We start from the raw sequence: 23382 nt of genomic DNA on the forward strand, positions 1-23382 counted from the left end.
ACAAATATAAAAAAGACCTTTAGTTATTATTAGTAACTAAAGGTCTAATGTGTATTAAGGTTTGCGTTAGGGATAGTAGTGGCATCCTTTTTTTGCTGCCATAAATGGCAAAAAAAGATATAACTGATAGCCCGACCCTTGCGGTAACGCCCTTCTTAATTATTTAAAAGGTTTGTTATTTTGTCTAATTTTGGAGTTAATATAACTTCTATACGACGGTTTTTAGCCTTACCTTCTGCTGTTGTGTTTGGTGCAATTGGGGCAAATTCTCCACGTCCAGCAGCTGTCAAATTATCAGCTTTTATATTTCCGTTTTCTTGCAAAATGGTTACGATTGCAGTCGCTCGTTTTGTCGACAAATCCCAGTTATTGCTAATATTACCTCGTGGCGAATAGGGCGCATCATCCGTATGCCCTTCTATTAAGACTGCTATTTCTGGGTTATCACCTAACACGGTCCCTAACTGTTTAACCGCTTTACGACCTTGTGTTCCGACTGCCCAACTACCAGATTCGAACAATAATTTATTTTCCATAGAAACATATACTTTTCCGTTACGCTGTTCAATGGTTAATCCTTTACCTTCAAAATCTGTTAATGCACTTGATATTGCATCTTTAAGCGCAATCATTTCTGCTTCTTTAGACGCAATAATACTTTCTAAATCTGCAACACGTTGCGAACGCGATTCTAATTCTTTTTTAAGCTGCTCTAATCTTGCATTTTCCGTCGCTAATGCTTCCTCTTTAGTTTCTAATTGTGCTAACAACTCTCTATTTTTTTGCGTGTTTGCAGCAATGGCAGAACTACTATTAGCATCCAATGCCTCATAAGATGCTTTTAGGGTATCGTATTTACTTTTAGTCACGGTGTAATCAGACTCTAACTGATCACGACGCTTTAAAGCTTCGTCATACTCTGCTTGTAATTCCGCTAAGTCATTCGCTGCTTTATTTTTAGTTTTTAACAACTCACTGTTTTCATCTTTTAAAGACCTATTCTCCTGTTTTAAAGTCGCGTATTTACTCTCTAACTCTTTGTACACTTTTGGCGACACACAACTGGTTGCAATAAGTACTAATAGGATTACTGTTATTCTGTTTTTCATTTTATAAATTACTATTTGGGATTATGATTTGATTTCTACTAAAATAGGACAATGGTCACTATGCTTAGCTTCTGGTAGTATAACTGCTCTTTTTATATTTTGTTGTAATGGCTGACTAACCATGGCATAATCCAAACGCCAACCTTTATTATTAGCTCTAGAATTTGCACGATAACTCCACCACGAATATTCTTGACGCTCCGGATTTAGATACCTAAACGAATCTACAAATCCAGAGTCTATAAAAGCACCTAGCCACTCGCGCTCTTCTGGTAAAAATCCTGAAACCCCCTTCATTTTTGGATTATGTATATCTATTGCTTCGTGACAAATATTGTAATCGCCACAAACCACTAAATTTGGCAAAGTATCCGTTAACTTATTCAAATACTTTTGGATTAAATCCATATAATCAAACTTATGCTCTAGTCGTGCCGCATTAGTCCCCGAAGGCAAATACATGCTCATAACTGACAAATCATCATAATCGACACGTATATTACGACCTTCAAAATCCATAGATTCAATTCCTGTACCATATTCTACATGATTAGGTTCTGTTTTACACAAAACAGCAACACCACTATATCCTTTTTTCTGTGCACTAAACCAATAATTATAATGGTAACCTGCGTCTTTAAACAAGTCCAAATCCAACTGCTCTTCCATTGCTTTAATCTCTTGCAAACAAATCACATCTGGATCTGCACTTTGCAGCCATTCTATAAACCCTTTATTGATTGCTGCTCTAATTCCGTTGACGTTATACGAGATAATTTTCATGTGTGTTTGTTAATTGTTTTAATCGATCAAATGTTGTTAGCTAATGACTACATCTTTTTTAGAAGACAAACTTTTTAGAAAGCTTGTTTCATGCTTTTAATATTTGTTTCGGCTAAATTAAATAATGCTTTACTTTTACAAGATAAATTACTTCACTTTTACTGAAAAAATATTAACAAAATAATATAGTAATAACAGTGTTATAGATATAGATGAAACTAACCATTACCTGTTTTTTATTTTTCTTCGGAATTTTTGCGTTTGCGCAAGAACAGACTAACGGGTTAAACCGAAAGACTGTTGCAACCAACAAAACCATCCAAATTGACAGCGTCAGTATTAATACTACTGGTTTTAAAATTGAAACTACGACCGGTGCAATAATAGACTCTAGCTATTACACTGTTGATTTTGGTAAATCCATACTTACCTTTATAAAACCTATAGCAACCGATTCCATAATTATTAACTATCAGAATTATCCTGAGTTTTTAACTAGAACCTACACACAATTTGATAAAAGTGTGATTGTAGAAAATACAGATAATATTAACAAACTGGTTAAACTTACACAACCTAATACCAATAAAACATACACACCTTTTGATGGATTAACAACTTCAGGAAGTATTAGTCGTGGGGTCACCATTGGAAACAATCAAAACTCAGTTTTAAATAGCGAACTCGATCTACAAATTACCGGTAAATTAAACGATAAGGTAACCCTTCGCGCTAGTATACAAGATGCTAATATCCCATTACAAGAAACAGGATACTCGCAAAGGCTAGATGAATTTGACCAGGTGTTTTTAGAACTATTTTCTGACGATTGGGCCATACGTGCTGGAGATATAGACCTAGTTAACGACCAGTCTTATTTTGCTTCTTTCTCTAAACGCGTGCAAGGCTTACAAGTAAAGGCCCAGTTTGGCGACGAGGACCAACAAACTAATGTATTTGCATCAGGCGCCTTAGTACGTGGTCAATTTACTAACTATCAATTTACAGCGCAAGAAGGTAATCAAGGCCCTTATAAATTACAAGGCCCCAACGGAGAGTTATTTGTATTAATTGTATCTGGAAGTGAAACCGTTTATGTAAATGGCGTTACTTTAAAACGAGGCGAAAATGAAGATTATATTATCGATTATAATGCTGGCGAAATTATATTCAACCCGACCTACCCAGTTACTTCAGAGATGAGAATCAGTATAGACTTTCAATACTCAGAAAGAAACTACTCTCGAATTGTAGCTTATGGTGGCGCAAGTCATGAAAGCGAAAAACTAAAACTGGGTGTCACCGTCTATTCTGAAAACGATTCAAAAAACAACCCACTACAGCAAAACCTATCTGAAGACCAAGTCTCAATTTTAAGTACCGCAGGAGATGACATGCAACAAATGGTAACATCTTCCGAGGTGCCAGAAACCTTTAATGAAAACCGTATCTTATATAAAAAAGAACTTTTTAATGGAGAAGACATTTATGTGTTTTCTAATAATCCTGAAGACACCTTATTTGGTGTCACTTTTACATTAGTTGGAGATAATCAAGGTGATTACACTTTATCATCAACCAATGCTATAAATAATATTTACCAATACACAGCTCCAATATCTGGAATTAAACAAGGTAACTATGCCCCTATTGTGCAATTAGTCGCACCTACACTATTACAAATAGCGACACTAAACGGTGCTTACAAACCAACTAAAAAAACTACTGTTGGTTTTGAATTGGCAGCTAGTAAAAACGATCTTAACTTATTTTCAAACATTGACGACACCAACAACACTGGATTTGCAGGAAAGCTTAACGTCGAACAAAATATAATCAAGAATGACAGTTTATGGAATTTAAACGTTGTTCTAGATGCCGATTATATTCAACAAAACTTTAAAACTATACAACGTTTATATGTGCCTGAGTTTAACCGTGATTGGAATTTAAGTCAAACCGATTCTAACCTATTAAACACAAACTTTGGCGACCAAACATTAGTGTCGGTTGGCCTGCAAAGTTTTCATCATAAAAAAGGCTATATTAATTATAGTTTCCAGCACTTAGATTATTCCGAAAACTTTTCAGGAAGCAAACACAACGTCTTAGCAAATATTAACATTGGTAATTTACGATTATCAACTAACACTAATATATTAAAAGCCGAAGGAAGCGACAACTCCTCGAAGTTTTTCAGAACGTATAATAAAGCCGTGTACAAATTAAAAAAACAATGGATAGGAGCTGGTGTTTCTGCTGAAGAAAACAAAGAACGCATTAACCAAACACAGCAATTTACAGACTTAACACAACGCTTTACTGATTACGAAGTTTTTACTGGTATTGGAGACAGCAGTAATATTTATGCTGAAGTTGGATACAAATATCGTGTAAATGACAGTTTACGCAACGGAACACTTGACCGCGTCAACAACTCCAACACCTATTACTTAGATTCACGACTCCTTAAAAATGAAAAAACAAATTTATCCCTATACGTCAATTACCGAACGCTAAAAAACAAAGACGAAGACAAGGATAATGAAAACTCCTTAAACTCGCGCTTACTTTTTAATCAACGTTTTTTAAAAAATGGAATCCTTTGGAACACTGCTTTTGAAACGAATTCTGGAACCTTACCGCAACAAGACTTTACCTATGTGCAAGTCGAACCTGGCCAAGGGACTTATACATGGATTGATTATAATGAAAACGGAATACAAGAACTTGAAGAGTTTGAAATAGCACAATTCCAAGATCAAGGAGAATATATTAGAGTACTTTTACCCAATCAAGTTTATATTAAAACCCACCAAAATAGATTAAGCCAATCACTAACCTTAAACCCTATTGATTGGGTCAGTTCTAAAAACAAAACTAAAAAAATACTGTCTAAATTTTATAATCAAAGTAGCTATTTAATAGATCGAAAAATTATACGTGATGATGCAGATTTTGACTTAAATCCATTTAAGCAGGGCGAAGACAACCAACTAGGACTAACACTTAATTTTAGAAATGTCTTGTTTTTTAATCGCGGAAAACAGCGCTACACCACATCCTACACCTATTTATGGAATAGTAGCGAAAACACGCTAAGCTTCGGATTTATAGAGAACAATCTTAAAAGTCATCAGTTAAATTTTATCCATAAAATTAAAAATAGTTGGTTAGTAACTGTTACTTCTGCCTTGGAACAACAATTTAGCAACAGTGAAAACTTCAGCAGTAAAAACTTTGATATTGACTCTAATAAATTCAATCCTAAATTATCTTATTTATTAAACGACAATGTGCAGTTTGATGTCTTTTACCAATTTACAAACAAAGACAATACCATCAACAATCTAGAGAGCTTAAAACAACAAAAATACGGTCTGTCTTTTGCGTTTTCCCCGAAGGATAATGCACAAGTTGGTGCCATTTCTGGCGAATTTAATGTCTTTAACAACAACTTTGAAGGTAACGCTAACAGTCCAGTTGCTTTCCAAATGTTAGAAGGGTTACAACCCGGAAAAAACTTTACTTGGACCTTATTAGCACAAAAGAAACTAACCAAATTTTTAGATTTAAACCTAACGTATTTTGGACGTAAGACCGAAACCAGCAAGACGATCCACACCGGAAATGTGCAACTAAAAGCTTATTTTTAAGACATTTGTAACCTTTGTAACCTTTGTTACCTATTGACACTTCTAATTGTGTAAATTTGTATATAATTATGAGCAAAATTTTAGCCATCACCTATTCACTTTTGATTCTCATTCAGAGTTTCAACATAAACTTGGAAGATATTTCTAACTTTAGTGTGTTGTTAGAACATGCCGAATTTCATGAAGAAATGTATGGTGATACGTTTTTTCAGTTTTTAGCAGAACATTATGGAGATGCTAGAGATACGCATGATAATGATCATAAAGAACACAAAGACCTTCCGTTTAAGGATAATCATCACATGTGTACGCACATCAACACCTCTTTTATAAGTATTGCAAATAATTTTGAACTTAACCAGTACGAATTTATTGAAATCCCTTTTAACTTTCACTACAACGAAACTATAACAGACTCTGAAAAAACTTCTATTTTTCAGCCGCCCAAGCACGCATAATTCGATTTAGATCTTAACCCTGTTTACTTCAAACAGGTATTTATTATTTCTTAATTTTTATGAATTATGTTAGAAAACATCATAAGATTCAGCTTAAAAAATAAGCTGATCATATTTCTATTTACAGCCTTTATTATAGGCTTTGGTCTTTTTTCGTTAACTAAAATACCAATTGGCGCAGTGCCAGATATTACCAATAACCAAGTACAGGTTATTACAACATCGCAAAACTTATCTACGCAAGATGTAGAGCAATTTATAACCTATCCTGTAGAGTTAGAAATGGCTAATTTACCTGGAGTAGAAGAGATTCGTTCTGTTTCAAAGTTTGGACTGTCTGTGGTAACCATCGTTTTTAATGACGACATGGGAACCTTTTTACCTAGACAGCTTATTGCCGAAAAAATTAAATCGGCTTCCGAACAAATCCCAGAAGGTTTTGGCACACCCGAAATGGGACCTATAACCACTGGGTTGGGCGAGATTTACCAATACATATTAGATGTCAAACCGGGCTACAAAGACCAATACAGCACAATGGATCTACGTACCATCCAAGATTGGATTGTAAAGCGTCAATTGTCCGGAATTCCTGGCGTAGTTGAAGTGAATACTTGGGGCGGATTTTTAAAGCAATATGAGGTTGCTATAAATCCCAACAAGCTTACTGCCATGAACATTTCTATTGCAGAAATTTACGAAGCTTTAGAAAAAAACAACAGTGTTTCTGGTGGTGGTTATATTGAAAAAAATGACAAAGCTTTTTTTATTCGTGGCGAAGGTCTAGTTGGCTCACTAGAAGATATAGAAAATAGTGTTGTTAAAAATGATGGCTCACCAATATACATAAAAGACGTGGCTACTGTTGGCTTTGGAAGCGCCACACGTTTTGGAGCCATTACAGGAAATGGTGAAGGCGAAAAAGTATTAGGACAAATCATGATGCTTAAAGATGGCAACTCTAAAGAAGTTATTGATACTGTTAAAAAACGTGTCGCATCCATACAGAGCACATTACCAGAAGGTGTGTATATAAATGGCTTTTTAGAACGAAGCGAACTGATTGCAAAAACAACATTCACCGTTGCCGAAAACCTAATACTGGGATCGCTAATCGTTATTTTCGTGGTCGTCTTACTACTTGGTAATTGGCGCTCTGGTTTGGTCGTAGCTTCTGTTATCCCGTTAAGCTTAATGTTTGCCATTATATTGATGCGTCAATTTGGTGTCGATGCTAACTTAATGAGTTTAGGCGCTATCGATTTTGGAATTATCATTGATGGCGCAGTTATTATTGTCGAGTTTATTGCGTTTCAAATCATGTCCAAAGCATCGCATCTTTCTGAAATTAATAAAACCGAAAAACAAGCAGAAATTGACCAAATAACACTAAAAAGCGCATCAAAAATGATGAATTCAGCGATTTTTGGTCAATTAATAATCTTAATCGTGTTTATTCCAATTCTGTCTTTAAGTGGTATTGAAGGAAAAATGTTTAAGCCTATGGCAATGACGTTCAGCTTTGCTTTAATTGGCGCCATGATTTTATGCTTAACCTATGTTCCCGTAGTCTCATCCTTGTTTTTAAAACCTAGTACACAGTCTGCAAAAAACATTTCGGTTAGATTAATGGCTTTTTTAAATAAAGGCTACCAACCTATTATTAATTGGGCATTGTCTAATAAAAGAATAGTTGTTGTATTATCAGCATTATTACTAACCTCTAGTATTTATGTTTTTAGTAGAATGGGTGGCGAATTTATACCCACTTTAGATGAAGGTGATTTTGTTATTCAACCGGTTTTAAAAACAGGAACGTCACTAGGCAAAACCATAGAAATCACTACTAGAATAGAACAAATCCTACTAGACAACTTTCCTGAAGTAGACCAAGTAGTCAGTAGGATTGGAGCTGCAGAAGTACCAACAGACCCCATGTCCATGGAGCAAAGCGATGTAATTATAAAGCTTAAGCCTAAAAACGAATGGACTTCTGCTAAAAACAAAGACGCGTTAGCAGATAAATTTAAAGAAGCTCTAACCATAATTCCAGGCATGGAAGTTGAATTTACACAACCTATAGAAATGCGATTTAACGAGCTTGTTACTGGAGTTCGTGCAGATGTAGCCATTAAAATTTTTGGTGATGACTTATCGATATTAGCAAGCAAAGCAAATGAAATCAAAGAACTTATTGAAAACGTTGAAGGCGCTGTAGATCTTTCGGTTGAAAAAGTAGAAGGCTTACCTCAAATGAGTGTAAAATTCAACAGAATTAAAATTGCACGATATGGACTTAATATATCAGATTTAAATGATGTTATCTCTATGGGATTTGCTGGAAAAACAGCTGGAAGTGTTTTTGAAGGCGAGAAACGTTTCGACTTGGTCCTACGTTTAAAAGAAAACAACAGAAAAGATATAGGAAGTCTAGAAAACCTATACATCGACACCCCTAACGGCAATAAAATTCCGCTTAACGAATTAGCAGAAATAACCTATACAACTGGCCCTGCCCAAATATCTAGAGATGATACTAAACGTCGCATTGTAGTTGGTGTAAATGTTAGAAACAGAGATTTACAATCTGTAGTAAATGACGTGCAAAACATTATAGACAGTAAGTTAAAGCTACCTGTTGGTTACAGTATTACGTATGGCGGACAATTTGAAAACCTTCAAAGTGCAAAAGACCGCTTATTATTAGCCGTTCCATTGGCTTTAGTTTTAATTTTTATTCTACTCTATTTTGCATTTAACTCCGTAAAAGAAGCACTAATCGTGTATTCTGCAATTCCATTATCCGCAGTTGGTGGTATACTATTATTATGGGCTAGAGATTTACCTTTTAGCATATCTGCAGGCGTTGGCTTTATTGCATTATTTGGAATTGCCGTACTAAACGGAATTGTATTAATCGAGCATTTTAAAGCGCTTAAAGCAGAAGGTTTTAGTAACATAAACGAACGTATTAAAAAAGGAACCACAGAACGTTTACGCCCCGTTTTACTTACAGCAGCAGCTGCAGCTTTAGGTTTTTTACCTATGGCTATTTCTACAAATGCTGGCGCAGAAGTACAACGCCCTTTAGCAACGGTTGTTATTGGTGGTTTGCTTACTGCAACTTTACTAACTTTAGTTGTATTACCTGTTTTATATGCTTGGTACGAAGAAAAAAAAGCGCTTAAAATCAGTAAGAAATCAATAACTACAATACTTATTTTGCTTTTTACTTTTAATATTCAAGCACAAAACAAGCCCTTAAACATTGAACAAACGATAGCATTAGCAATTGAAAATAATGCGAATTTAAAAGCTGAAAACTTAAAAACTGACAAATCTAACGCTCTAGTTGGCTCAGCTTTTACGTTTGATAAAACGAGCGTTTATTATAATTATGACGAAAGTAATTTAGCAGTAAACAATGAGCCTCTTAAAGTTTTTGGTATCTCTCAAGACTTTAAATTTCCAACGGTATATTTTGCTCAAAAGAAAGTAAACGAGTCTAAAGTAAGTTTACAAGAAGCTAATTTTAGTTTACAAATACAGCAATTAAAAAAACAAGTGTACGCTAATTATTACCAGTTAAGTTATGCTAAAAACAAAGCCAAAAATTATAAGTATTTAGATAGCTTATATCACGATTTTGCACAAAAAGCAAAGCGTCGTTTTGAGTTAGGCGAAACTAATTATCTGGAAATGATAACAGCACAGTCCAAACAGAAACAGTTGGAAACACAATATAAACAATCCCTTCAAGAGGTGACCTTATATAACGAACAGCTTAAAAAAATGATCCAAGTAGATTCTATTACTACTGAAGACAGTTTGCTTCAAAAGCTAGAAATAGAACAATTATCTGCTAATCAAAATGTAGGATTATCCGTTTTTGACGCGGCTATTAATTATCAAAAAGCACAAACTAAATTAGAAAAACAAAGTTTACTTCCAGATTTAAATGCGGAATACTTTCAAGGTACAAACAGTACTCTAAACGATAATATTAAAGGCTATCAACTAGGTCTTAAAATTCCTATTTTATTTGGCGGTCAACGTTCAAAAATTAAAGCTTCAAAAATTGCACAAGACATTATTGTAGAACAAAAACAAGATTATCAAGCTAAAATAAATGCAGAATATCAATCGTTACTGGCAAAGCTTCAACAATATGAAGATGCTATTAATTATTACGAAACGCAAGGACAAACACTTTCCGAAGAAATAATAAAAACAGCAAATAGAACTTTTAAAGAAGGTGAAATTGATTTCTTTCAATACATCCAAAGTTTAGAAACCGCGAAAGATATTCAGCTTAGCTATTTAGAGCAATTAAACCAATACAATCAAACCGTAATTACCATCAATCATTTAACACTATAAAGAGATGAACAAGATATATATCCTATTATTTTCACTGGTTTTAGTAGCCTGCGGAAATTCAGAAAAAACAACAGAACTAGTTCCTGAAACAGAAACACACAATGACGACATAACCATTACAAAAGCACAGTTTGAAGGTGAAAAAATGGCTTTTGGAACATTAAACGAATACGATTTTAACGAAACCGTAAAAGTAAACGGAATGATTGATGTACCACCACACAACAAATCAAGCATTTCTACTTTTAGTGGAGGCTATATTACCAAAACACCATTGCTAATTGGAGATAGCGTAAAAAAAGGACAACTTTTAGTCACCTTGAAAAATCCGGAATTTGTTGAGATTCAGCAAAATTATTTAGAAGTTTCAGAACAATTAAATTACTTAAAATCTGAATATAACAGACAAAAAACATTGTTTGAAGAAAAAATTACTTCAGAAAAAAACTACTTAAAAGCTGAAAGTGCGTATAAAAGTAACCGTGCACATTATAATGGACTGCGTAAAAAATTACAAATGCTAAATATCAATCCGAGTAGCGTGGAGCAAGGACGTATTTCTTCCACTATAAATTTATACGCCCCAATTTCTGGTCATGTTACAAAGGTTAATATTAGTAACGGAACCTATGTTTCGCCTAGCGATGTTATCATGGAAATTGTAGATATTGACCATATTCACTTAGAGTTATCAGTCTTCGAAAAAGACATTATGCAAATTAAAAAAGATCAAAAAATCCTGTTTAAAATTCCTGAAGCTTCGGACAAAACCTTTGAAGCAGAAGTGCATTTGGTAGGAACCACTATTGACGAGCAAACTAGACGTGTAAAAGTACATGGACACGTAGACAATGACAAAGAAAACTTTATTGTTGGAATGTTTGTTGATGCTGATATTATTATTAATAGCATCAAAAGTATTGGACTGCCTAAAGAAGCTATTATTGAGGTTGGAAATGACTTTTATGTTTTAGTTTTAGAAGAAGCACATGGAGACGAGTTTCATTTAGAAAAAGTTAAATTAGAGCTTGGAAAGCAAACAGAAAACACTGTTGAAATTTTAAACGCTAGCCTTTTAAAAGATAAACAAATTCTAGTAAAAGGAAATAGTATGCTATTAAACGAGAGTGCCGGTGGGCATAATCATTAATTAAGACTTAAACAACTACTATGTAAAACCATAATAACAACGGACAAACAGCAGACAGCACTTTAAAAAGTACTTAGAGCTACTAGGTCTAAAACGCACGATTATGCCAACAGAAGCGCATTAAAATGTTGGTGATACTATTGCAAAATAAATAGGTATAACAGAGGCAAAAGGACATTTATTACCAGAAGACAAAGTCAAAGCTATTTAAAATTAATTAGCAGCGGACGCAAAATTGCAATGATTGGAGATAACGTCCATAAGGTTCCAGCAATGGCTTTACTTCCTCATGGAGCAGCAGCTATAGAAACTGTAGACGTTGCGTAAATGTCTGATAAAATAGAAAAACTCCTTTTCTATTGGATTAAGCAGAGCGTCTAAACGTATTATAAAGGACAATATTTTTATTAGCTTAAGTGTTGTTACTATTACAATTCTTGGATTAACTAATATTAGAATAGCCGTCTTGTCTCATGAAGCCTCAATCACAGTGTTTATTTTGAACGCTTTGTACTTATAAAGAACGTTTAATCTAACGTTCATTTTTTACCGATAACACAACTAATACTAAGAAAAAAAAAAGACCCAAACTTGAAAGTTTGGGTCTTTTTGGTATTTGTTAATTCCTTTTCTTCAAAAGCAATGCGTCGTTACATTTTCATTAACCACTCTTTAACATCAACTTCTTTTTTGATGATCTCTTTAAGCTCTGAAATAGCAACACGTCTTTGATCCATTGTATCTCTATGACGAATAGTAACTGTTTTATCTTCTAACGTTTGGTGATCTACTGTAATACAAAATGGTGTACCATTAGCATCCTGACGTCTATAACGCTTACCAACTGCATCTTTTTCGTCATAAAACACATTAAAGTCCCATTTCAAGTCTTCAACAATTTCTTTTGCCACCTCTGGTAAACCATCCTTTTTCACTAAAGGAAAAACAGCTGCTTTTACAGGAGCTAAAACTGCGGGTAATTTTAAAACGGTTCTTGTTGTATTGTTATCTAATTCTTCTTCAACTAAAGCATTAGAAAATACTGCTAAAAACATACGATCTAAACCAATAGAAGTTTCTAAAACATACGGTGTGTAACTTTTATTTTCTTCGTGATCAAAATACTGAAGCTTTTTACCAGAAAACTCTTCATGTTGTTTTAAATCAAAATCTGTACGTGAGTGTATTCCTTCTAATTCTTTAAATCCGAAAGGAAATTTAAATTCTATATCTGTTGCTGCATCTGCATAATGCGCTAATTTTTCATGGTCATGAAAACGGTAATTATCTTGTCCCATTCCTAAAGAAAGATGCCATTTCATTCTTGTTTCTTTCCAGTGCTCGAACCATTTTTGCTGTGTTCCTGGCTTGATAAAAAATTGCATTTCCATTTGTTCAAACTCACGCATTCTAAAAATAAATTGTCTTGCAACAATTTCATTTCTAAAGGCTTTACCTGTTTGTGCAATTCCGAAAGGAATTTTCATTCTTCCCGTTTTTTGAACATTCAAGAAGTTTACAAATATACCTTGTGCTGTTTCTGGACGTAAATACAAGTCCATTGCAGTCTCTGCTGTCGCACCAAGCTTGGTACCAAACATTAGATTAAATTGCTTAACATCCGTCCAGTTTCTGCTTCCGCTTAAAGGACAAGCTATTTCTAACTCTTCGATTAATGCTTTAACATCCGCTAAATCTTCCGCTTCTAAAGATTTGCCTAAACGTTTTAAGATGGTATCAATTTTTTCTTGATATCCTAAAACCCTTCCGTTAGTTGCTAGAAATTCTTCTTTATTAAAAGACTCACCAAAACGTTTTGCAGCTTTAGCAACCTCTTTATCTATTTTAGATTCTATTTTAAGGCAGTAATCTTCCACCAAAACATCAGCTCTGTAACGCTTTTTAGAATCTTTATTATCAATTAAAGGATCACTAAATGCATCGACGTGTCCTGAGGCTTTCCAAGTGGTTGGATGCATAAATATTGCAGCATCAATACCTACAATATTATCATGCATTTGCACCATTGCTTTCCACCAGTAGTCGCGTATGTTTTTCTTTAATTCTGCTCCGTTTTGAGCGTAGTCGTAAACTGCGCTAAGTCCATCGTAGATTTCGCTACTTTGGAATACGTAACCATACTCCTTTGCGTGAGAGATTACTTTTTTAAATTGATCGTCGTTGTTTGCCATAATAGTACAAAGATAAACGATAAATAAAAGTGTACAACCAAAAAACGATTAGTCTTTTTGACAAGTATAAACAAAAGCAGGTGGAGCGTTTAAAGGCTCGAATCCTAAAGCAACATTACCATTAAACTTTTCTTTTAAAGCAGCATAGTAGGTTAAACTATATTGAAACTGAGAAAAATAACCTTTGGAGTTTAAACATTTAAAGGCGCTATCCAGTATAACTTCTGTAATTGGTTTAGGAATATTAGTTAAAGGTAAGCTAGAAACAATATAATCCGTAGATTCAAAACCATGTTGCTTTATGACGTCCAGAACCTTATCTGCAGATTGATTTGAAACAATTAATCTAGAATCCTCTATTTTTAATAATGCTTTGTAAAAAACATCATTTATTTCGAAAGTAATAAGTGTTGCATCTGGCTGTAATCTTTTCAAGATTTCCTTTGTAATTACACCATTTCCAGGTCCAAACTCAACGATTAATTTAGCAGTACTAAATTCTATCTCTTTTAATAATTTTGAGGCTAAAAATCTAGAACTAGGAAATAATGTCCCAGACGTTTTTAAGGTTTTTAGTGATTCTTTTAAAAAATTAATTTTGTTCAAAAAAAAAGCGTTTTAGAGATAATTTAAACGAATATAAGATATTTATTTATTCACGTATTAGCAAATATAAAACCAATACACATACAATGTTATTATTTACAACAAAAATAACGCTATTGAAGTGTTATTGAGGTCGTTCCGAGCCTAGTGTTGTCACAAAAAATATTTACAAAATAAATACCTTGAGTTAAAGGTTGGTCTACATCTGTAATGATAATTGCGTCAAGGTCCACATCCTCATTTTTATAGTCTAACTTAATTTTTTTACTGTAAATTAAAGATTGTTTACCAAACGAAACCACTCCTTCATCTGCAATAACATTATTATTGGGATTTAATATTTGTATATAAATATCTTTTTCTCCTTCTTCTACAAACTTATTTTTAGAAACAGTAAACTCTACATGAAGTTTGTTTGCTTTATGCGACTTACTTGTACTTACAATTCGTTTTTTTGTTATCCGCTTAACTGCCTCTGCATTTAATGCTTCTATTTTTAGATGACTAGCGTCTTCTATTTTTTTAGACAATGTGTTATTAACAGAAGCTAAACCTTTATTCTTTACTTTTAAAGCGCTACTAATACTTTTAACGCCTACAAGATCTTGTTCAACTTTATTTGCTTTTAAAGCTAACTGTTCATTTTCTTTTTTAAGCTTAGACACCAGACTTAACACCTCTTCCTTTTCTTTTTGTAAAAGCTTGATTTTTGATCGATACAAGTCTAATAAAGCAGTACTTGGTTGTAATGTTTTTACCGAATCTAAAATGCGTTCTATTTTAAATTTAGATTGCTCTAACTTAATATTTAGCGATTCACTATCAACTTGAACCTTATCATAACGCGTTATCATTTCTGACAATTCATTCTCTAAAAGTTTCTTTTCTTGTGCAACGTAAGACGTATAATCTTCCAACTTATCATAGTTAATATAACTATATGAGCCTAAGACTACAAAAGCGACAACCAAGGAACCAATTATTAATCTATAGTTGTAAGTATGCGGGATAACAATCATTATTCAATTAATTTCATGCTAAAACTATTGAATAAATAGTTAAGAATGTATTTATAATCGATAAAGAGGCAAAAAAAATGTTTAACTAAAACAATAGAGAAAAAATCACTTGTAGCAATCCACTTATAATTAGTTATATAACCCTGAGACTAAACCCTTACTTAAGTTCCATAGTCGTTTTACCTATTAACGTGTTTTCATGATAAATTGACACAAAATAGGTTCCTTTTTGAAAAGGCTCACCTGGCAAAGGTTCTATAAAAACACATTCTTGCAAACTAACATTATCATAATCCACGACTAATTGCTCGCTAAAAATCAAAGACTGTTCTCCAACATTAATAACACCTCTATCTCCCACGACATTATTAGATGGATCGAGAATTTGAATGTACAATTCTTTTTTTCCTTTAGCCGCAAATTTATTTTCTGGAACTGTAAAACACACATTTATTTTTCTAGCGCGTTTTGCCGTTAGTGTACTTTTAATTCTACCACTATTGGTCACACGTCTAACACCTTCCGTCATCACATTTTTAACACTTAAAGCTTTTGCCTTATTTATTTGACGCTCAAACTTATCATTAATTCTAGACAATGTAGAATTCTCGGTCTTCAAAGATTTAGAAACATAAATAGTCTGATCTAGCTCTGTATTAACACGAATAGCTTCCTCTTTCAAAAACACATTCTCTGCATTTAACTCCTCTACTAGAAGATATATTTTATTGTTTTCGTCCTTTAAAACCTCTAATTGTTTCTTATAATGCGCCACAAGATACACATCTGGCTTTAAGTATTTAACAGAATCCAAAATACGAGAAATTCTAAGTTTAGAATCATCTAACCTGGCCTGCAAATCCCTGTTATCCACTTGCAACATGTCATAATTCAAAACCATTTGATTAAGCTCTGCTTCTACTGAAGCATTCTCATTCAATAAGAATTCATGATACTCGTTTAAAGAAGTATAATTAGTGTAACTGTAATAACCTAAAGCACATATTAATGTTGAAAGTACAACAATAACGAACCTTAGACTATAGACTTGGGATCTTACAATCATTTAGTTTATTATTTTGATACAAAACTATTACTAATAAATCTATATGTAAGAAATTTTCGATAACTTGATTAAAATTTCGGTCAAAGCTAATAATGATGCTTTTAAAACGGATTATCGGTTACTAATCCAACAAAACAGACCTGTAAAACTATTTTTTTTTATGAACTTAGAAGCATTAATTAATCTATTTTTTCCCAAGGTTTGTAATGCTTGTAAAAATCACTTATCTGATAACGAAGTCTTTTTATGTACCGATTGTAGACATGTTTTACCAATAACTAATTTTCACAAAAACAATGATCCGTTCGTAAAAAATATTTTTTATGGCCGTGCACAAATTGAAGCAGCTACTGCGTTATTAAGATTCGAAAAAAAAGGAATTGTACAACACTTGCTTCACCAATTAAAATACGGACAAAACGAAGCCGTTAGTGACTTTTTCGGACAATGGCTAGGCGAAGAACTTAGCGCTTGCGAGGACTACAAAACAGTAGACTTGGTAATCCCTGTGCCATTATATCCTAAAAAATTAAAAAAAAGAGGCTACAATCAAGTTACTAAATTCGGTCAAAATATAGCCAAAGCCTTAGATATTGTATACTCGGAAGATTTACTTACCAAAATAACCACTAGTACTTCGTCTCAAGCCAGCAAAACAAGACTTGAAAGATGGCAACTAAATAACGAAACCTTTTCTATAACCCACTTACATAAGCTTGAAAACAAACATATCCTTTTGGTCGATGATATTATCACCACTGGAAATACATTAGAAGCCTGTATTTTAGAACTGAATAAAGCTAAAAATATAAAAATAAGTGTTGCCGCAATAGCAATAGCATAGCCCATTTTTCGTTAAAAGATAAATATGTTGTTAATTTGTAACTTCATTCAAAATTATATGCAAAACCGTCTCTTAAATTTTTGTTTTTATAGTGTTTTAGCACTGACTTTTATTAATTGTGCAAATAGAGGAAATATTTCTGGGGGAGAGAAGGATATAACGCCACCTGTTATTCTTAAAACAATTCCAGAAAACTATTCTACAAACTTTAATAGTAAAGAGATTAGAATTTATTTTGATGAGTATGTTAAAACCAAAGACCTAACCAAACAGCTGGTTATATCTCCGCCAATGAAGCAGACTCCTGATATTACACCTTTAGGAACAGCTAGCAAATATGTGACGATAAAAATTTCTGACACATTACAACCCAATACGACCTACGCTATTAATTTTGGGAATAGCATTGTAGACAACAACGAAGAAAATCCTTACCCTTACTATAGATATGTCTTTTCCACAGGGAGCCATATCGATTCATTATCCGTAAAAGGAAGCGTAATGGATGCCATCAAAAGGCAAACAGATCCTTTTATTTCGGTGCACTTATATGAAGCAGACTCCACTTATACAGATTCTATTGTCTATAAAGAAAATCCAAAATACATTACTAACACTTTAGATAGCACCACTAATTTTAAAATTGAAAATTTAAAAGCTGGTCTTTATAAACTTGTTGCTTTAAAAGATAATAACTCTAATAATAAGTTTGAACAAAAATCTGATAAAATAGGGTTTTACGAAGATTTTATAACGGTATCAAGCGACACTTCTGCTTTTTACAAATTAAAATTATTTAAAGAAACAGTAGATTACAAAGCAGAAAAACCAAGGTTAGTTTCTGGAGAAAAAATAGCTTTTGGTTTTCAGGGGGACGATTACAAAAGCATGTCCATCGATTTATTATCTGACGCCCCTTCAGATTATGACTACCGTTATTTTAAGGACGAAAAAACAGATACTTTAAATTATTACTACAAACCAAAATTAGAGGTAGACTCGTTAATATTTAAAGTTACAAATAAAACTATTATTGACACGTTTACAGTTAGAATCAAAGACAACAAGAGAGATTCGTTATTACTAAAGACTAATCCAAGCAGTACTATTGACTTCTTTGAAACCTTAAAAATATCGGCAAATATTCCTATCACTACATTTGATAAAACTAAAATGAATATCTTAGACAAAGACTCTACAAGCGTAGCGTTTACAACTAAGTTAGATACACTACAGAACACTATAGAAGTTGTTTTTGATAAAACAGAAGACAATGTTTATAAAGTACAGTTACTACCAAATACAGTTACTGACTTTTTCAACACCGCCAACGATACTTTAAGCTATAATTTAAGAACCGCAAAAGAATCAGGACTTGGTAACGCTAGAGTTAATATTAAGAATGCAGAATACCCTTTAATTGTGCAATTTGTTAATACAACAGGAGATGTCAAATACGAAGAGTATGTTACAAAAGCAGCACCAATAGATTTTTATTATTTAAAACCGGGAGAATATTACGTTAGAGTTATTTTTGACTCTAATAAAAACGGAAAATATGACCCTGGAAACTTCCTTAAACAAACACAAGCAGAACGTGTAAGTTATACAAAAAAACTTGAGGAGATAAGATCTGGATGGGAAGTGATTATTGATTTTATTCTAGACTAAACAAGTCTTTATCGTCTAAAAATCTTAACTTATTTCTAGTCGTTTCAATATGTGATTTACTTAGAGTAACTAACAAAACACCTTCTAAATCAGGCTTTATATCTGTTAGTTTTTCACCTAAAGCACTATACACTGTGGAGTGTCCGGGATAATGATAATTATTAGCATCTAACCCTACTCTGTTTACACCAATGCAATAGCTCATATTTTCAATAGCTCTTGCTTGCAGCAAAGTATCCCAAGCCAAAATACGTTTTGTTGGCCAATTAGCAACGTATATCAAGATATCATAATTATCCGCTAACCTAGACCAAACCGGAAAACGTAAATCGTAACAAACAAGCGGTTTAATTTTAAACCCTTTATAATTTACAATTAATTGCGCTTCGCCTTTTGTATAAACTTTATCTTCTCCTGCTAAGGTAAATGTATGACGTTTGTTATAACTATCTATAACACCATTGGGGTGTACAAAAACTAAACGGTTGTAATAGTTATCATTTTCTTTAATGACCAAGCTACCCACAATTGCAGTAGCTTTGCGACTAGCCAATGACAACATCCATTGGATAGTAATACCATCCATTGTTTCTGCCACAACCTCTGGAGACATTGTAAAACCAGAAGTAAACATTTCTGGTAATATGATAAGATCAACATTAGTATCTAGTTCTTCGATTTTTTGCATAAAATTCAGCCTATTTTGAGCAGGATTTTCCCAAATCAAATTAGACTGAATAATTGCAATATGTAATAGTGTATTCAAATTAAAGCTTACCTAACTTTTCCTTAGAATCTACCACTTTTTCCTTTAATTTTTCAAGTTTCTCATTCCATTCTTCGATGTCATTAGGCGACAGTTCTCCTTTACCTTTTAACTTATCAAACTTTTTAGTGTCTTTTTCTAGTTTCTCAGTCGCTTTTTCAACATCCTTTGTTGCCTTCTTCTTCTTCTCAATTGCTTTTTCTTCTTTCTCCTTAGCTTTTTCTTCGGCTTTACGTTCTTTTTCTTGAGCTTTCTCCTCTTTTTCTTTCTCCTTAGCTTCCTTTTCTTTTTGCTTAGCAGCCTCTTTTGCTTCCTTTTCTTTTTCTTCAATCTCCTTCTCCTCTGCTTTAGCTTGTTCTTCCTTTTGCTTAACGGCTTCCTCAGCTGACTTCTCTTGTTCTTTGCGCTCTTTTTCCGCTTGCTTTTCTTTTTGCTTAATCTCTTTCTCTGCTTCTTTTTCTTTCTTCTCAGATACAGCTTCTTTTTCTTTAGCAGCTTCTTCCTTTTCTTTTTCAAGAGCTTCATTCTCAAAATTTTTGACTTTTGCTAAATCAAAAATCCCAGTTTGCTGTTCTTTTGTTAAGTCCTTAGTAACTTCTTCTCCATTTAAAATGATCGCTTTTTTATAAACGACATAAACTTGATTATCAAAACTAACTTCTTGAGCTGTAAGGCTATTAACTACAACCAGAAAAAATAATGTAAAAAATAATTGAAATGTTTTCATGTATACGTATTTAGTTAGGCTCTAAAAATACTTAGAATTTGTAATAAATTAACACATTTTAACAAATTATTCTTAGCTTTCTAAACAAACAAGACTTAAAACTCCGTCCAATCGGTAAGCGTTGTCTATCGATGTAAACTTCATTCCCAGAAATTTTACTCACATATTTAGTATTAATGATATAAGATTTATGAATTTGAATAAAGTAATCCGCAGGCAGTTTTTCAATCCAATTCTTAAGCGAATCTATGTAGGACAATTTTTGTGTTTTAGTCACCAACGTAATATAGTTCCTGTCCGATTCTAAATACAAAATATCGTTGAGTACTATTTTATGAAGCGTTTTATCTACATTCAAAAAGATAGATTCCTCTACCATATCCTTGGTGTCACTAATTGTATCTAATCTCCTTTCGACTTTATTAATTGCTTTTAAAAAGCGATCAAACCCAAAAGGTTTTACTAAATAATCCACAATAGTATCTAGCTCAAAACAGCTAACGGCATAATCGGGATAAGCGGTTGTCATCACAATGGCAGGTGCATTCTTTACGTTTTTAATAAAATCTATACCTGATATATCTGGTAAATTCACATCTAAAAACACAACATCCGCAGTGCTTGTTTTAAAGTAGTTATGCGCCTGGATAGCCGATTGAAATGTGCCCAACAATTCCATATTAGGCAACTTACTTAAATAGTTTTTAAGCAAATTCTGTGCAGGTAGTTCATCCTCAATAATGATACAAGTCATGATAGATCTAAGGTTAAAATTACTTTAAATTGGTCCGTCTTCTCAATATGCAACCGATGCTTATTTGGGTACAACAAATCCAATCGTTTTTTTAGATTTTTAAATCCAATTTTAGAGTCGGTATTATCTATATTATTATGTTCAAATTCGTTAATACAAGTACAAACTAATGTGTTATCTTTTTCCGTAAGCTGTATGAATATAGTACTATTTAGTGTACTATGTTTAAACGCATTTTCAATAATAGTAATTAACAATAATGGTCCAATTTTACTATAACCTGACATTACATTAGCAGTATACTCGATATGTTTAACACCTTCTGTTCTAATCTTTTGGAATTTAATATAATTATCTAGAAAATGAAGTTCTTTTTCTAAATCAACAAATGCTGCATTACTATCATACAAAACATGTTTTAAATTATCAGATAACATTAAAATAAGCTCTGGTGTTTCGTTGGGCTTTTCTATAGAATAGGAATAAATCGTATTCAAATTATTAAATAATACGTGTGGATTAATTTGAGATTTCAAAAATTTCAACTCCATTTCTGTATGTTGTTTTATCATATCTTCTTTAAGTCTTTGTTCATCCAAAAACCGAAACAACATCCATATAAATGAAAAGAAAATTAATGGCACCAAGGTTTGCCATAAATAATCGCTTAAACATTTCATTATAGAACACCCACATTGTGCAAAAAAGTCACAGTACACTTGTGTAGCAAAAAAGGAGATTGCAATAAATAACAAACCATAAAGTACGTACCATTTTCGTTTTACAAAAAAAGGTAAAAGCACAAAATGGTTAACATAAACGATAACACCCAAAATGGATAAGTACTGTAAAAACGGGTTTTCAGCCCAATAATACCTTGAGAAGATAAATAAGGACACAAACATAAATAGCATCCAAAATAAAATATGCACTAATATTTGCGAGGTATGTTTTTTAAAATCTATCATAATATAGGCTGAAAGTAACCCAAAAACTTAAAACCATCAAAAACAAAGTACAAAAGCCATTAAAAGTAATGCAAACTACATAAAACACGTTGTTGATAAGCTTAAGTCTGTTGTTGGTTTAAATAATTACTAATTGAGTAAGATTAAAATTAGATTTGAATATCTCAATCAAAAACAATATTTATGAAATTATTTGTATCATTTGCTCTTTTCCTAATAACCTTAAATTCTTCCATAGGTCAAACACTAAACACGGAAGTTTTGGATGACAAAGGACAAACAAAATTATTAGGACAAATTAATAAAGAAGGGCTTTTAAAAGACGCTTATAAAAATTGGTTTAATAAAAGTTATGATGATTACATAGCCAACGAGAAACTAATAAACACCTTTAAAGACTCGCTAAACAATTATACCATTAAAGCCTTTTTAGGAACTTGGTGTGGTGATAGTAAAAAAGAAGTACCGCGTTTTTACAGGGTATTAGAATTGGCTGATTTTAACATGGATAACTTAGAGGTCTTTGCTCTAGACAATACCAAAGACAGCTACAAAAAAGGACCTAACGGCGAAGAAAAAGGATTTAACATCCACCGTGTCCCAACTTTTATTTTTTATAAAGACGGAAAAGAAATTAATAGGATAGTGGAACATCCTGTTGAAACTTTTGAACGCGACATCGAAAAAATAGTCACTAACCAGCCTTACTATCCAAAGTATTATGTCGCAAATATTATTTTTAATAATTTAGAAAAAACACCTATTGCAGACCTTCAAAAACTAGAACCAAAGTACCTGACTTTTTTACCAGAATACTCAGAAGGTAGTAAAGAACTAAATACTTTAGGTTACTGGCATTTAAAAGATCAACAATACGACAAAGCACTTTATATTTTTGATTTAAACACAAAGTTATTCCCTAATAATCCAAACACTTTTGACAGTTTAGGTGAAGCTTTTTTCACAACCAAAAACTATCCTGACGCTTTGAAAAATTACAACAAAGTTTTAGAATTAAAACCTGAAGATAAAAATGCTTTAGACATGATTTCTAAAATTAATATAGAAACAAAACAATAACAACATTTAAATCTGAAAAAAGACTTATCACTCCTTATCAAGTAGAGGAAGTTTTTAATTGCAATAATAAAATTAAAAACAGACTACAACGTACTATTTCAAAAATCCATTACCTTTACTTTTGACAATAATAAAAATGTGCTTTTTTTGTTA

General features: G+C 32.8%; 17 protein-coding genes. 7 read left to right on the plus strand and 10 right to left on the minus strand.

Going from position 1 to position 23382, the window contains the following annotated elements; genetic code table 11:
* Positions 1–155: 155 nt before the first annotated feature.
* Both E9099_RS05595 and E9099_RS05600 read right to left on the minus strand, forming a co-directional pair.
* The gene (locus E9099_RS05595) at positions 156–1109 is read right to left on the minus strand and encodes a flagellar motor protein MotB (RefSeq protein WP_136582712.1); all 954 of its coding nucleotides are present in this window, start codon (positions 1107–1109) and stop codon (positions 156–158) included.
* Between the two features lie 21 nt (positions 1110–1130).
* Complete coding sequence (locus E9099_RS05600) at positions 1131–1892, minus strand: exodeoxyribonuclease III (RefSeq protein ID WP_136582713.1); 762 nt, start codon at positions 1890–1892, stop codon at positions 1131–1133.
* A 212-nt stretch (positions 1893–2104) separates the two neighbouring features.
* Here E9099_RS05600 and E9099_RS05605 point away from each other — a divergent pair, with 212 nt between their 5' ends.
* From E9099_RS05605 to E9099_RS05620, 4 genes are all read left to right on the plus strand, one after another.
* Positions 2105–5548: a hypothetical protein gene (locus E9099_RS05605; protein WP_136582714.1), complete on the plus strand. Its 3444-nt coding sequence runs from the start codon at positions 2105–2107 to the stop codon at positions 5546–5548.
* 68 nt (positions 5549–5616) lie between these two features.
* Positions 5617–6006, plus strand: coding sequence for a hypothetical protein (locus tag E9099_RS05610; RefSeq protein ID WP_136582715.1), 390 nt, complete (start codon positions 5617–5619; stop codon positions 6004–6006).
* A gap of 66 nt (positions 6007–6072) precedes the next feature.
* Positions 6073–10386 (plus strand): CusA/CzcA family heavy metal efflux RND transporter, encoded by a 4314-nt coding sequence (locus E9099_RS05615; protein WP_136582716.1) that lies wholly within the window; start codon positions 6073–6075, stop codon positions 10384–10386.
* A gap of 4 nt (positions 10387–10390) precedes the next feature.
* Positions 10391–11536 carry an efflux RND transporter periplasmic adaptor subunit gene (locus E9099_RS05620; RefSeq protein WP_136582717.1) on the plus strand — a complete coding sequence of 382 codons (1146 nt, stop codon included), beginning with the start codon at positions 10391–10393 and terminating at the stop codon, positions 11534–11536.
* A gap of 650 nt (positions 11537–12186) precedes the next feature.
* Here the strand turns inward: E9099_RS05620 and E9099_RS05625 are convergent.
* From E9099_RS05625 to E9099_RS05640, 4 genes are all read right to left on the minus strand, one after another.
* Positions 12187–13728 carry a glycine--tRNA ligase gene (locus tag E9099_RS05625; RefSeq protein WP_136582718.1) on the minus strand — a complete coding sequence of 514 codons (1542 nt, stop codon included), beginning with the start codon at positions 13726–13728 and terminating at the stop codon, positions 12187–12189.
* Between the two features lie 48 nt (positions 13729–13776).
* Positions 13777–14334: a class I SAM-dependent methyltransferase gene (locus E9099_RS05630; protein WP_136582719.1), complete on the minus strand. Its 558-nt coding sequence runs from the start codon at positions 14332–14334 to the stop codon at positions 13777–13779.
* 113 nt (positions 14335–14447) lie between these two features.
* Complete coding sequence (locus E9099_RS05635) at positions 14448–15353, minus strand: hypothetical protein (protein ID WP_136582720.1); 906 nt, start codon at positions 15351–15353, stop codon at positions 14448–14450.
* A 157-nt stretch (positions 15354–15510) separates the two neighbouring features.
* Positions 15511–16419 carry a hypothetical protein gene (locus tag E9099_RS05640; protein ID WP_136582721.1) on the minus strand — a complete coding sequence of 303 codons (909 nt, stop codon included), beginning with the start codon at positions 16417–16419 and terminating at the stop codon, positions 15511–15513.
* 160 nt (positions 16420–16579) lie between these two features.
* On the opposite strand from E9099_RS05640, the gene E9099_RS05645 reads away from it, so the two are divergent.
* Positions 16580–17263, plus strand: a complete 684-nt coding sequence (locus E9099_RS05645; RefSeq protein WP_136582722.1) for a ComF family protein — start codon at positions 16580–16582, stop codon at positions 17261–17263.
* A gap of 57 nt (positions 17264–17320) precedes the next feature.
* On the plus strand, positions 17321–18934 hold the full coding sequence (locus E9099_RS05650; protein ID WP_136582723.1) for an Ig-like domain-containing protein: 1614 nt from the start codon (positions 17321–17323) through the stop codon (positions 18932–18934).
* On the opposite strand, the gene E9099_RS05655 is transcribed toward E9099_RS05650, so the two are convergent.
* Genes E9099_RS05655 through E9099_RS05670 form a run of 4 tightly spaced genes read right to left on the minus strand, consistent with a single transcriptional unit; the run spans position 18921 to position 22149 of the window.
* Positions 18921–19700 (minus strand): nitrilase family protein, encoded by a 780-nt coding sequence (locus E9099_RS05655; protein WP_136582724.1) that lies wholly within the window; start codon positions 19698–19700, stop codon positions 18921–18923. The two genes, E9099_RS05650 and E9099_RS05655, sit on opposite strands and share 14 nt — an antisense overlap.
* Before the next feature lies 1 nt (position 19701).
* A complete protein-coding gene (locus E9099_RS05660; RefSeq protein WP_136582725.1) occupies positions 19702–20427 on the minus strand; it encodes a hypothetical protein in 726 nt (241 codons plus the stop codon).
* 58 nt (positions 20428–20485) lie between these two features.
* Entirely contained in the window at positions 20486–21181 is a 696-nt protein-coding gene (locus E9099_RS05665; protein WP_136582726.1) for a LytR/AlgR family response regulator transcription factor, read from the minus strand.
* A complete protein-coding gene (locus E9099_RS05670; RefSeq protein ID WP_240788958.1) occupies positions 21178–22149 on the minus strand; it encodes a sensor histidine kinase in 972 nt (323 codons plus the stop codon). The genes E9099_RS05665 and E9099_RS05670 overlap by 4 nt, the downstream gene beginning before the upstream one ends.
* Before the next feature lie 183 nt (positions 22150–22332).
* Here E9099_RS05670 and E9099_RS05675 point away from each other — a divergent pair, with 183 nt between their 5' ends.
* Positions 22333–23229, plus strand: a complete 897-nt coding sequence (locus E9099_RS05675; RefSeq protein ID WP_136582727.1) for a thioredoxin family protein — start codon at positions 22333–22335, stop codon at positions 23227–23229.
* The last annotated feature ends 153 nt before the right edge of the window (positions 23230–23382 follow it).

Origin of the sequence: Psychroserpens sp. NJDZ02 (genome assembly GCF_004843725.1) — a bacterium.
Classification (GTDB): domain Bacteria; phylum Bacteroidota; class Bacteroidia; order Flavobacteriales; family Flavobacteriaceae; genus Olleya.

What these genes read in the sequence shown, in the direction of transcription:
- E9099_RS05595 (WP_136582712.1), bottom strand. Translation starts at nt 1,109, where the DNA reads ATGAAAAACAGAATAACAGTAATCCTATTAGTACTTATTGCAACCAGT.
- E9099_RS05600 (WP_136582713.1), bottom strand. Translation starts at nt 1,892, where the DNA reads ATGAAAATTATCTCGTATAACGTCAACGGAATTAGAGCAGCAATCAAT.
- E9099_RS05605 (WP_136582714.1), top strand. Translation starts at nt 2,105, where the DNA reads ATGAAACTAACCATTACCTGTTTTTTATTTTTCTTCGGAATTTTTGCG.
- E9099_RS05610 (WP_136582715.1), top strand. Translation starts at nt 5,617, where the DNA reads ATGAGCAAAATTTTAGCCATCACCTATTCACTTTTGATTCTCATTCAG.
- E9099_RS05615 (WP_136582716.1), top strand. Translation starts at nt 6,073, where the DNA reads ATGTTAGAAAACATCATAAGATTCAGCTTAAAAAATAAGCTGATCATA.
- E9099_RS05620 (WP_136582717.1), top strand. Translation starts at nt 10,391, where the DNA reads ATGAACAAGATATATATCCTATTATTTTCACTGGTTTTAGTAGCCTGC.
- E9099_RS05625 (WP_136582718.1), bottom strand. Translation starts at nt 13,728, where the DNA reads ATGGCAAACAACGACGATCAATTTAAAAAAGTAATCTCTCACGCAAAG.
- E9099_RS05635 (WP_136582720.1), bottom strand. Translation starts at nt 15,353, where the DNA reads ATGATTGTTATCCCGCATACTTACAACTATAGATTAATAATTGGTTCC.
- E9099_RS05640 (WP_136582721.1), bottom strand. Translation starts at nt 16,419, where the DNA reads ATGATTGTAAGATCCCAAGTCTATAGTCTAAGGTTCGTTATTGTTGTA.
- E9099_RS05645 (WP_136582722.1), top strand. Translation starts at nt 16,580, where the DNA reads ATGAACTTAGAAGCATTAATTAATCTATTTTTTCCCAAGGTTTGTAAT.
- E9099_RS05650 (WP_136582723.1), top strand. Translation starts at nt 17,321, where the DNA reads ATGCAAAACCGTCTCTTAAATTTTTGTTTTTATAGTGTTTTAGCACTG.
- E9099_RS05660 (WP_136582725.1), bottom strand. Translation starts at nt 20,427, where the DNA reads ATGAAAACATTTCAATTATTTTTTACATTATTTTTTCTGGTTGTAGTT.
- E9099_RS05665 (WP_136582726.1), bottom strand. Translation starts at nt 21,181, where the DNA reads ATGACTTGTATCATTATTGAGGATGAACTACCTGCACAGAATTTGCTT.
- E9099_RS05670 (WP_240788958.1), bottom strand. Translation starts at nt 22,149, where the DNA reads ATGATAGATTTTAAAAAACATACCTCGCAAATATTAGTGCATATTTTA.
- E9099_RS05675 (WP_136582727.1), top strand. Translation starts at nt 22,333, where the DNA reads ATGAAATTATTTGTATCATTTGCTCTTTTCCTAATAACCTTAAATTCT.